General features: G+C 44.8%; 11 protein-coding genes. 7 read left to right on the forward strand and 4 right to left on the reverse strand.

Annotation, left to right across the window (positions count from 1 at the left end; translation table 11 throughout):
* Positions 1–349: 349 nt before the first annotated feature.
* The 7 genes from flgF to ACXLDX_RS07610 all read left to right on the forward strand — a co-directional run bounded on the left by flgF (position 350) and on the right by ACXLDX_RS07610 (position 6,540).
* Positions 350–1,099, forward strand: coding sequence for a flagellar basal-body rod protein FlgF (gene flgF, locus ACXLDX_RS07580; protein WP_457576584.1), 750 nt, complete (start codon positions 350–352; stop codon positions 1,097–1,099).
* A 10-nt stretch (positions 1,100–1,109) separates the two neighbouring features.
* A complete protein-coding gene (flgG, locus tag ACXLDX_RS07585; RefSeq protein WP_457576585.1) occupies positions 1,110–1,895 on the forward strand; it encodes a flagellar basal-body rod protein FlgG in 786 nt (261 codons plus the stop codon).
* Between the two features lie 15 nt (positions 1,896–1,910).
* Positions 1,911–2,858, forward strand: coding sequence for a flagellar basal body P-ring formation chaperone FlgA (gene flgA, locus ACXLDX_RS07590; RefSeq protein ID WP_457576586.1), 948 nt, complete (start codon positions 1,911–1,913; stop codon positions 2,856–2,858).
* Between the two features lie 51 nt (positions 2,859–2,909).
* A complete protein-coding gene (locus ACXLDX_RS07595; RefSeq protein WP_457576587.1) occupies positions 2,910–3,623 on the forward strand; it encodes a flagellar basal body L-ring protein FlgH in 714 nt (237 codons plus the stop codon).
* Positions 3,624–3,656: 33 nt separating this feature from the next.
* Positions 3,657–4,781: a flagellar basal body P-ring protein FlgI gene (locus ACXLDX_RS07600; protein ID WP_457576588.1), complete on the forward strand. Its 1,125-nt coding sequence runs from the start codon at positions 3,657–3,659 to the stop codon at positions 4,779–4,781.
* Between the two features lie 11 nt (positions 4,782–4,792).
* Positions 4,793–5,104 (forward strand): rod-binding protein, encoded by a 312-nt coding sequence (locus ACXLDX_RS07605; RefSeq protein WP_457576589.1) that lies wholly within the window; start codon positions 4,793–4,795, stop codon positions 5,102–5,104.
* Between the two features lie 365 nt (positions 5,105–5,469).
* A complete protein-coding gene (locus ACXLDX_RS07610) occupies positions 5,470–6,540 on the forward strand; it encodes a sigma-54 interaction domain-containing protein (protein WP_457576623.1) in 1,071 nt (356 codons plus the stop codon).
* A gap of 28 nt (positions 6,541–6,568) precedes the next feature.
* On the opposite strand, the gene ACXLDX_RS07615 is transcribed toward ACXLDX_RS07610, so the two are convergent.
* The 4 genes from ACXLDX_RS07615 to ACXLDX_RS07630 all read right to left on the reverse strand — a co-directional run bounded on the left by ACXLDX_RS07615 (position 6,569) and on the right by ACXLDX_RS07630 (position 10,933).
* Positions 6,569–9,019, reverse strand: a complete 2,451-nt coding sequence (locus ACXLDX_RS07615) for a hypothetical protein (RefSeq protein WP_457576590.1) — start codon at positions 9,017–9,019, stop codon at positions 6,569–6,571.
* A gap of 547 nt (positions 9,020–9,566) precedes the next feature.
* Positions 9,567–10,031: a chemotaxis protein CheX gene (locus ACXLDX_RS07620; protein ID WP_457576591.1), complete on the reverse strand. Its 465-nt coding sequence runs from the start codon at positions 10,029–10,031 to the stop codon at positions 9,567–9,569.
* 48 nt (positions 10,032–10,079) lie between these two features.
* Entirely contained in the window at positions 10,080–10,535 is a 456-nt protein-coding gene (locus ACXLDX_RS07625) for a chemotaxis protein CheX (RefSeq protein WP_457576592.1), read from the reverse strand.
* Between the two features lie 26 nt (positions 10,536–10,561).
* Positions 10,562–10,933, reverse strand: coding sequence for a response regulator (locus ACXLDX_RS07630; protein WP_457576593.1), 372 nt, complete (start codon positions 10,931–10,933; stop codon positions 10,562–10,564).
* Positions 10,934–11,527: the final 594 nt, after the last annotated feature.

An 11,527-nucleotide genomic window follows, 5' to 3' on the forward strand; every position in this document is an offset into this window, starting at 1 on the left:
AATGGCGTCGACGTATAGACATACTTCAAGCCATTGAAAACGAAGCAGATTCGGTAAAATCGCCAATCCCGCAGGGCAAAGAAAATGAAAAAATGTACAATCACCCAAACAGTGAATGGCCGGATTCGTTAGATATAACATATTGAAATTTATTCATAATTACATTTTTCCATTTTCTGAAGTGCAGGATTTAGGTTACAGTTTAATCTGTAATTGCTCACAGGTGTCCCGGAAGTCGGGTGAAGAGGCAATTTTTCAAAGTGGCCTTAAGAAAACAGGCTCTGGGGCCGATACTGTAACAGAACAATTAATGGTAGTTTGAAAGCAATCTCAACATGGAAATCGTTCAATGGTCTCAGGAAAATACGCCGCGCTTGCCGGAGCAATATCGAGAGAACAATCAATTGCCAATATCAGCGCCAACCTTGCCAACATCAGCACAACCGGCTTCAAAAAATCCCTGGTCAGCTTTGAAGCCATACTTAAAGGCGAACAGCAGGCGCGAAATGCAAAGGGAATTAATTACGACAGGGTAAAAAATAATTATATCGACTTCACTCCTGGTCCGATGAAACCGACAGAAAACCCGCTGGATATGGCCATAAACGGACCAGGTTTTTTCAAGGTTCAGGGCAGGGATGGAATTCTTTATACAAGAAGAGGAGACTTCCAGATAAACGAGGAAGGATTGCTGACAACCAGTAACGGTCTCAGGGTTCTGGATGAATCCGGTGCTGAAATAACTATTCCAGATACCGACACCAGCAGCATAGGTGTCGGCAACAGTGGCACAATTTTCATTCTTGGCCCGAGGGGCAGCAGAGCCGAAGTCGCCAGACTGGCTATTGTTGATATAGACGACACATCAAAACTGAAAAGAGAACCGGACACTACATTTTCCCTCGAAAATGGTGGAAATGAAATCCCGGCCGATAATTACAGAGTCCTCCAGGGAAACCTGGAACTCTCCAACGTCAATATGGCTACGGAAATGGCCATGCTCATTGATAATCAGAGAACTTTCGAAACATATCACAAGGTATTGAAAAGTTATTCCACCATCGGTGAAAAACTCGAAGAACTTGGAACAGTAGGATAAGAGGAACACTATGATCAGATCGCTCTGGACCGGTACAACCGGCATGCATGGCCAGCAGTTAAACATCGACGTCATTGCCAACAATCTCGCCAATGTCAGCACCACCGGGTTTAAAAAGAGCAAGGCGGATTTCCAGGACCTTCTCTATCAGACCATGAAGGTGCCGGGGAGCCAGACATCAACCGATACGGAATCCCCCACCGGTATCCTGATCGGCCTTGGTGTCAAGCCAGCCGCGGTCACCAAAATATTCACCCAGGGTGATCTTATTCTCACGGAAAATGAGCTGGACGTAGCCATAGAAGGTAACGGGTTCCTTCAGATTGAAATGCCAAACGGCAATACCGCATACACCCGTGCCGGCGCACTTAAAAGAGACAGCAACGGCCGACTGACTAATTCCGATGGATACCCCATACTGCCCACCATTACGATTCCCGATGGCTCGAGACAGATAACCATCAGCGAAACCGGGATTGTCAGTGCGCTTATTGGCGATGATACTGTCAGCACTGAACTGGGAACCCTGGAACTGGCAACTTTCACCAATCCTGCAGGTCTCTCGGCAATTGGAAAAAATCTGTTTGAAGAAACTTCCGCCTCCGGTACCGCACAAACAGGAACACCCGGAGAAGATGGCTATGGAACCCTCCTGCAGACCTATCTTGAAGGATCAAATGTCAATATCGTTGAAGAAATCGCCAACATGATTACAACCCAGAGGGCCTATGAAATCAATTCCAAAACAATTCAGACATCAGATGAAATGATGCAGACAACCAATAACCTGGTATAGGATAACCTCTCAGAAATGTTTAAAAAACTATTTCTTATAGTGTTCATTATTTCAACGACCTCACCTGCCTATGGTCTGCAGATCACCTTCAGGAAGAATGCAACCGTTAACGGCAGCACCATAACCCTGGGTGATATTGTTGATTTTGATGAAGACTCAGAGTTCAGCCGGGCTCTTGCAACCCAGGTGATCGGCCAGGCGCCCCTGCCGGGAGAAACTGTTTCCCTTCGTTCCCTCAATATCAAAAATTATCTGCTCACAAAACTCGATTTACCAGATCATACTCTCTGGCAGGGCTCGCCGTCAGTTTCCCTCAGTCGTCTCGGTATTTATATCGGCCCCACACGAATCCTGAAAATCATAGACGAATATCTGAAGAAAAACAAAAAGAACCTGCCTGACGCTGAAATTCATTTTAATCCCGGTGTCCTGCCGATTCCTTTTACCCTGCCTGCCGGAAAACTCACCTGGGAAGTCGTTCCTTCAAATCCCCGTATTCTCGGCAGTTCACGTTTCTCAATTATTTTCAGGGTCGATGACCGGGTAGCCAAAAATATGTCTATAAAGGGGAAACTTGAGGCCCTGGCTCCGGTAGTTATTGCCGCAGCCAGGTTGTCCAAAGGCACAATTTTAAACAGAAGCCATCTGACTCTGGCGACAAAAGATCTCGGCAGATATTCCTCCGCCGGTACCAATATCACAGATTTTATAGGGAAAAGACTGAAACGAAGCCTCAGGGAAGGCTCTGTCATCACCACCTCAATGATTGAGGGCCGTCCTGTTATTAAAAGAGGACAACGTGTAAAAATTGTTCTCCACCATGGCAATATGTTCCTGTCCGCTGTTGGAATTGCAAGAAATAATGGCCGCCAGGACCAGATGATTCGTGTGCAGAACATCAGTTCAAATAAAATAATCTACTGTCGAGTGGCAGCCCCCGGTCTTGTCGAGGTGACATTGTAAGATAAGGTAATTACGCAATAAAGCACAGAGTTCAACACCGTGAGCAGTTACATGAAAAAAACAAACAGAACATATCATCTTTCAAGGATCATTCTCAATTTCCTTATCCTGCTTTTTCTCTCCTCCTGTGCGACCCCACCACCCAGAATAGTTACTATTCCCGAACCTCTTGAGGAAATCAAGGCTGGTGATTCCATTCACAGGGAAAGCGGATCCATCTGGAGCGAGAGGAACAGTTCCATGTTTGCCGACAGAAAGGCAAAAAATATTGGAGATATTGTAACCGTCCTTATTTCCGAACAGGCCAGTGCCTCAAAACAGGCCTCCACCAAAACGGATCGGACTACCAGTATGTCTGCTTCCATTCCCAATTTTTTTGGTCTTGAAAACGATAAAATCTGGAACGGTCATAATCCTGTCGATCTTTCAAATCTTGTCAAGGCTGATTTCAAAAACGGGTTTGACGGCAATGGAACAACAACCCGCAAGGAAGACCTGACCGCATCCCTCACCACCCAGGTCGTAGGCAAATACCCTAATGGTCAGCTTAAAATCAGGGGAGGAAAAGAAGTTATGGTCAATAATGAGGTCCAGATTATCTACCTCACAGGGATTGTCAGGCCCGTTGATATTACCGCGGCCAACACAGTCAGCTCAAATAAGATACTGAACGCGCGTATCACCTATACCGGCAAGGGTGCTCTCAGCGACAAACAGGAGCCCGGCTGGATGATGCGCACACTTGATAATATCTGGCCGTTTTAGACCGAGTTCACCCCGGGAAAGGAATACCATATTATGAAACATTCATTCTCAATTCTGATCATTACCGCGATACTTGCGTCTCTTCTGGCGCCTGATAACTCGTACGGTGTACGCATCAAAGATATTGCCCGGATCCATGGAGTAAGAAATAATCAGCTCATGGGATACGGTCTTGTCACCGGCCTCAATGGAACCGGTGATGATATGAAAAAATCAAAATTCACCCTTCAGGCCGTATATAACATGATGACACGGCATGGTATCACCATTGATCCCGCAAAAATTAATGATATAAAAATAAAAAATGTTGCAGCGGTGATAGTTACCGCCAACCTGCCTCCCTTTGCGCGGTCTGGCTCAACAATTGATATCCAGGTTTCCTCCATGGGTGATGCCAAGAGTCTGGCAGGAGGGACGCTTCTCATGACACCGCTGGTCGGTGCCGACGGGAAAGTTTACGCCGTGGCCCAGGGTCCCCTTGCCATCGGCGCATTTTCTTTTGGTGGAAAAGCTGCCCAGGCTCAGAAAAACCATCCCACAGTTGGCCGGATAGCCGGTGGCGCCATCGTTGAAAATGGGGTCAAGGTCGATATCGGTAAAAACGGGATCCTCGAATACCAGCTCAGCGAAGCCGATTTTACAACATCAGCCAACATGTCAAAGGCAATAAACAAGGCGTTTGGAAAAGGAACAGCCTTTCCGGAAAGTTCATCAACGGTCAAAATTTCAATACCTGAAAAATACAGAAACAGAATTGTTGACTTTATTGCCGGTATTGAACACCTCGACGTGGATGCCGACTCCTCCGCGAAAGTTGTGGTCAATGAACGAACCGGCACCATTGTTATGGGCAAGGATGTGCGGCTGTCAACTGTTGCGGTATCACATGGGAATCTGAGTTTGATCATACGCGATGATTACGAAGTTTCCCAACCCAACCCCCTGGCAGAAGGCGATACTGTCATTACTCCCAAAACCAACATTTCTGTCATGGAAGAGGAGGGAGAACTTGTTCTCCTTGATATGAAAAAAGGAATATCCATCGGTGAAATTGCCAATGCCCTGAATGCCATTGGAGCCACGCCAAGAGATCTTATAGCCATCTTTCAGGCAATAAAAGCTTCAGGATCCATGCATGGTGAACTCATCATTCTTTAGAGGAAAGAAAAATGGATTTCAAGATTGACCCGAGGATGCTGATCAGCCCGAAAGCTCCCGAAACCACAGACAGAAAAACTCAAGATCTCAAAGCCTTGAAAGATTCAAGCCGACAGCTTGAATCTTTGTTTATTATGGAAATGTTGAAAGCCATGCGCAAAACCATTCCCGAAGGGGGGCTTTTTGAAAAAAGCACCTCCACGGAAATTTATCAGGAAATGCTTGATATGGAGACGGCTAAGGCCACAGCTGCCGGTCCCGGACTAGGAATTGGTGATGCCATTTATAAACAGATGGCACCACTTATTGAAAAGAAAAAATAGCATCTCAATCCTTTTATAATTCTCAGTTTTTTCCCACTGTAGTTGACTTAACCGACAAGTCCCATTCCACCCTCGGCCGAGGTCAGAATGGGACTTTCCTGAACCATCTTGTTCTTAAGTTAACGACATTGAGTTTTTCCTGAAGGTAATTACTCACAGGTACCCCAACTTTTCACGGTCTCTTTTGTCCGCATAAATAGGCTATAGCGAACAAAAGAGCCTGCAAAAATCTGCGGCACCTGTGAGCAATTACAGTTCAGAGGTTATAAAATCACATATTTGCTACCCCTGTGAGTAGTTACATTCAGACAATAAAAAGCTGAAGGGTGCCTGAAGCACCCAGGTTAAACACTATATTGGAAAAAGTGACAGAAGAATCTTCAAAATCCGCATTCCACGGCATGATAGGATCCAGTGATCCCATGCGGAATCTCTTTGAACTGATAACCAAAATTGCCGAAGATGATTACTCAACCGTTCTCATCAGAGGCGAATCCGGTACCGGTAAAGAGATGGTCGCCAAGGCAATTCATGCCCAGTCAAAAAGAAAAGACCAGAATTTTGTTCCGGTAAACTGTGCGGCTATTCCTGACGACCTGCTGGAAAGTGAGCTTTTCGGGTACACCAAAGGTGCCTTTACCGGTGCCAACACCAATAAACCAGGAAGAATCCAATATGCCGACCAGGGCACTCTTTTTCTTGATGAAATTGGTGACATGAAAGCTTCTCTTCAGGCAAAACTGTTACGTGTCCTGCAGGAAAAGGAATTCGAACCCGTTGGAGCCTTCAAGGCTGTTCCCATTGACACCCGTATCCTCGCTGCCACCCACTGCGATCTTGAACAACTTGTCAGTGAAGGAAAATTCAGGGAAGATCTCTACTATCGTCTCAGTGTCATACCTGTCAATATTCCTTCACTGAAGGAAAGAGCTGAAGATATTCCCCTCCTGGTCAATTCCTTTATTGAAACGTATACTCTTAAACGGGGCAGAGAAAAATTTACCTTCTCTCAAGAGGCGATTGAATCACTGATCTATTATGAATGGCGGGGAAATGTCAGGGAACTGGAAAACCTCGTCCAGCATATGAGTATTCTTTTCAGCGGCAGGGAGGTCAATCTCTCTGATCTTCCTGAAAAATTTCATTCTGTTAAAATACCTGAGCAAAAAGAAACCAACCCTGAATCTCCCGCTCCTTCGGCTACAGAGAAACAACAGGGTGGTGAAAAATCGATACTCACGCAACTTGACTGGGAAGATGGCCAGATCAATTTCAAGGAGCTGATCAATGATTTTGAAACCCAGCTCATTGTCCAGGCCATGAAAAAAACAGAAGGGAACAAAAAAGAAGCGGCCCGCCTTCTCAACCTGAAACGAACCACACTGCTGGAAAAAATCAAGAAAAAGAAAATCAGCGGGTTGTGGGAGAAAAGCTGAGGAACAGGATTCAGGTTATATTTTTTCCTCAGGCGGCCATCTTCAACAGATTGTTGTCTATATTTTCCTCGATATCCTCTGTTGTGGCGGGAGTAAGGAGGATATCCCGTATGCCATATTTTACAGCCTTGATGACTTTGGTTTTTGTCCATCCAGGGGCTGCCGCAATCAGAGGCAGGGAACATGAACTGCTCACCTTTATTGCCACTCCAAATCCCTGCTCATTAATTTCCCGCATCACAAGATAGACTGCTTTCAATTCACCGGGTATATAGTTGTGAACTTCATCTTTGAATGACAACACTCGGATTTCAAACCCCTTTTTACCGAAAACAGACTGTAATTTCTCTATTTCCGTCATATCATCGCCAATAAGCAGAATATCAATCGGCCTCCTTCCATCATCTGCTGCCACCGGGGCGGGCCTGGAGCTTTCGCCATTTGATCCTGAAGAAACAGAATGTGCAGTCCCACGCGCTTCAGCCTCTTGCTCCTGCTCTTTTGCTCCCAGGCCATCAAGCTGCAGCATTATTGAGGGAAATACCATATGTACTTTTCCAGCCTCATTTCCACCTAGAACAAGCTTCATACTGCTGACATAGTATTCCTGATCAGGAAAAGGCTCCTCTGACTCAGGATCGACTTTCATGGGTAGAACTTGATGAAGATCTTTTTTTATGAATCGTATCTGTCGGGTGTATCCCTCCTCAAAAACTGCTGTATAGACCCCTGAAATGATATTAGCAATCTCTCCGTAAGCATCCTCAATATCCTCACTGAAATCGCCATCTTCAACACTGGATTGAAGTTCATTCTCAGGGAGCATGATAAGGGTTCCGCCAATACGGATGGCATCTTTCTGGGAAATAACAAGATAGGATTTATCCTCTATCTCCCCCACCACTTCCATATCGGCAATAATCTGTTTTCCTGAAACCTCCTCAAAAAAGAAATCTTCCTTGTTGACAATTCGATTTTCCTGATCCAGCAACTGAACATCAACACCAAGGAGGGCCCCTACTTCGTCAGCCATTTTTTCCTGACAGAGACCAAGAAGTTTGTCAACTCTCTTCCTGTGACGCTCAATGTTGAAATCCGCTTTTTTTTCTGAAGGGGCTGGTGCCGATTCTCTGTTCTCGTTTTCCGGAGCCGTTTCCACCACTGCCTCTTCAACGACCTGGGCCTGCGGTTGACCAAAACTTGACAACTGCAGCAATTCTACAGGAAAAAGCATATGGACTTTTCCATAACTTTTTCCTTCAATATTCAGTGTCATTGAACTCAGGTAATAGGGCACATCAGGCACGGGCTCGTCCGACTCAGGATCCACCTTCATCGGCACAACCTGTTGGAGTTCCTTTCTGATGAACCTGAGATTTTTTGTGTACTGTTCCTCAAATACCGATGTATAGACACCCGACACGATATTGGCAACTTCTCCATAGGCATCCTGTGCTTCCTCACCAAAATCTTCTTCACTGACAACATTCTCCAGTTCGGAAGGAGGAAGCATGATCAGGAGTCCACCAAGGTATATGGCATCTTTCAGGCTGATTGAAAAAAAACTTCTGTCCTCGAGATCTCCAACAACCTCCATATCAGCAAGAACCTGTTTTCCTGACGCATGATCGAAAAAGAACTCCTCCTTACTGACAAAACTGTTGTGCAGATCGGACAAGGCAATATCCACACCAAGCAATGCCCCAAGCTCGGCTGACATCTTTTCCTGGCAGGCAGTCAGCAGTCTGTCTATTCTTTTTTTATGCTTTTCTACATTAAAATTTGGTTTAACGGTTTCAGCAGTCGCATCGGATTCGACTTCAGTGTTAATTTCCTCATCTTTTTCCTGCTCTTCTGCACTATTCTGCTCGACAGGCGCTGTATCAGACAATGAAACCACCTTATCTTCCCAGTGCAAACCAAGAGAAGCAGCCGGCATGAGCATAACCATTTTGCCCATGGGGGCCCCGTCAAGAATCATGGAAAAGGCAACCTGGTAAAAAATCTCATTTTTAACAGGCTCATCGGATTCAATATCCACCTTGACAGGGACGAGTTTTTCCTGTTCCTTTCTGACAAAACGGAATGATTTCGGGTACATTTCCTCGAAATCTTTTGTAAAGGAACCAGCAATTATATTCGCTATTTCACCGTATGAATCTTCTATCTCCTCACTGTACTCCTCTCTCGAGATAACCTCATCAAGTTCAGAGGCGGGAAGCATGATAAGAGTGCCACCCAACCTGATGGCATCCTTAATTCCTATAAGCAATGCACCATTCCCCTCAACTTCACCCACAAGTTCCATCCTGGCACAGATCTGCTTCCCGACAAGCGCATCAAACACTTCCTCCTTGGTCACAGGCTGCTTTTCGATATTCTCCAGTAAAAAATCCACACCAAGCAGAGAAGCGACTTCATCCTGTACGCGTACCTGAACAGCTTCGAGAATTTTATCAATTCGTTTTATAGGATCCATAGAGTAAAAAATTTTTGATTACGTATGAAACTCAGCCTGTTATTTGTGAGTCTGGGGATGTGCCTGATAAAACAGGTACAGCCACAATTTGACTGAGTTTCATGGGTAATCAAGAAAAAAATTGAGTGACTAACCATTTAGCCGGTCACAGGTTCCACAAAATTTTACAGGCTCTTTTGTTCGCTATAGCCTGCCTGTGCGGACAAAAAGGACCATGAAAATCCGAGGTGTCTGTGAGCAATTAACCCACAACCTGTATTCCTTATCGGAACCGCGGGGTGAAATATTTAGTCCACTTTTCTCAGTGATCAATTGCGATTTGCAGACATTAACTGAGCTGGATACGAAAGAAAGCCCGGTTTCCTAAAAAAACAAAAATCCCGACTGTGATAAAAAAAACCGTTCACAGCGAGATTTTCGAACAAACGGGCAGACTCTTACTCTATGGCTCAGCCATTTATGCCAGATGACTACAAAAAAAGCCAATGAGAATCGCGACTGCGGCGATACAACCCGTAACGTAATTACTCACAGGTGCCGTGGATTTTCAGATAAACAGAAGTTCAATCCAGAGTGGGCCTTCCGGTGCTTTCATTACGGCAACAATACGATTTGCATCAGCCATACCGCTCACGGCAAATGAGTCACCCACAATAGAAGTAGGAATCGCCAACTCTATATCAATACCGTTTCTCGCGTAGGACACCTTTAAATTGCCGGCAACCATGTTTGCGACTTCACCAACAGCATCCTTTACATCCTCGCCAAGCTCATGGATTTCAATCCCCAGCAGACCACCGGTAATACCACAGGCGACAGCAGCAGGACAATGAATGGCAAGCATTCCCCGGATTCCTCCACCAAGGCCAATCATACTCGTAAGATTGGAGGTGATTTCACATTCTCCATTTTCTATGATCTCTTCAGCCTGCAGATCGACCATAAGCATGGTCGAAAACACCTCTTTTATCCCGGCAACTATTTCTGCACCAATATTGAATTCGCCAGCCATTTAAACAATCCCCTGGAAAATGGAAATAACCTGCTGTTTATACATAAATTATCGCTCCAACTGCAGTTCAACGGAGAAATGACCGGCACTGCAGCCAAAAGGAATAATGATTCTTTCCGTTTCTCCTGTCGGCTGGAAATCGTATTCACGTCCTGCAATAATGGTCGGCAGAGAAATATCAATATCTCTGCCGTTTTCAGCAAGCGCGGTTTTAACATCTCCTGCAAGCATATTGGCAAGTTCTCCTACGGCATCTTCCACATCTTCATTGACTTCTTCCACATCCATGCCGAGAAAGCTTCCAGTAACAGCCATTGCAACATTTTGAGGTAAATGGATGGCCAGAACACCTTTATGCGTACCGACCAGACCAATAACTCCCGAAATAGAATCAGAGAGAGGGGCAGTCTCTTGTAACAGATCTCCAGCCACTTCAATCTCCATCATGACCATCGTGGAAAAAATTTCTTTTGCCGATTCAATCATGTTTTTACTGATATCCACTGCCACCCCCTTTTACACCAATCAGGTTAAAGTAAAGGACCAAGAACTTCGTTTACCTTGTCAGGTGTGAAGGGCTTTTTGATAGCACCAACGGCACCAAGGGATTTAGCCTCTCCGATAATATCATCTCCTGTTTCTGTAGAAATCATTAAAACAGGTATATCTTTAATGCCATCCCTCGTGGATTTCTCTCTCAGAAAAGAAATCCCATCCATATTGGGCATATTGATATCACTCAGTACAATATCAACCTGCTCTTTTTCCAGTACCTCCAGGGCTTCAAGCCCATCAGCGGCTTCAAATATATTGTCAAACTCAATCCCTGCCTGGCGCAGTGATCGACCGATAATTTTTCTCATCGTACTTGAATCATCAACCAGCAGTACATTCTTTCCCATGCCTTATATCTCCTGTTAAATAGAGTAATATGTTTACCAAGTAAAATATTCACCCTCAAAAGCCGTCATGGACTTCTGAGACAGATAATGTATTCACCATGAATACTATCAATAAAAGCGTTAAAAAATCAAACAAGTATTACAAAAAAACGTCATGATTTTCAACTTGCTGCAAATGGAGCAATCTGTTGTTTTTCTACAGCCACCTCATGTCAAATTTCCGACTCTGTTTTTTTCATCCTGTTTAATTCTTCATTGCCGGACCAATGTCACGTAATTGCTCACAGGCGCCCTGCTCTCCACGATCTCTTTTATCCGTACAGGGAGCCTGTAGCGAACAAAAGAGCCTGCAAAAATCTGTAGAACCTGTAACCAGTTGCCGCTCAGAGGTCAATGTCGTTGACTTGTGCTGGCCATAATTGGTCTTTTTGTCCGAAATATTTTGTCCTCGCTATATCAACCATAGACCTGCGCCTGTTTTTTTGCAGTTCTTGATTTTAAACGAAGCTGCTCATGTATGAACAAACACCACCTGAGCATGCCAACACAAAGAAACTTCAACTATGGAATAGAATTTGCAAAAAGAAGACAAAT

The sequence above is a fragment of the Desulfomarina sp. genome, assembly GCF_054039375.1.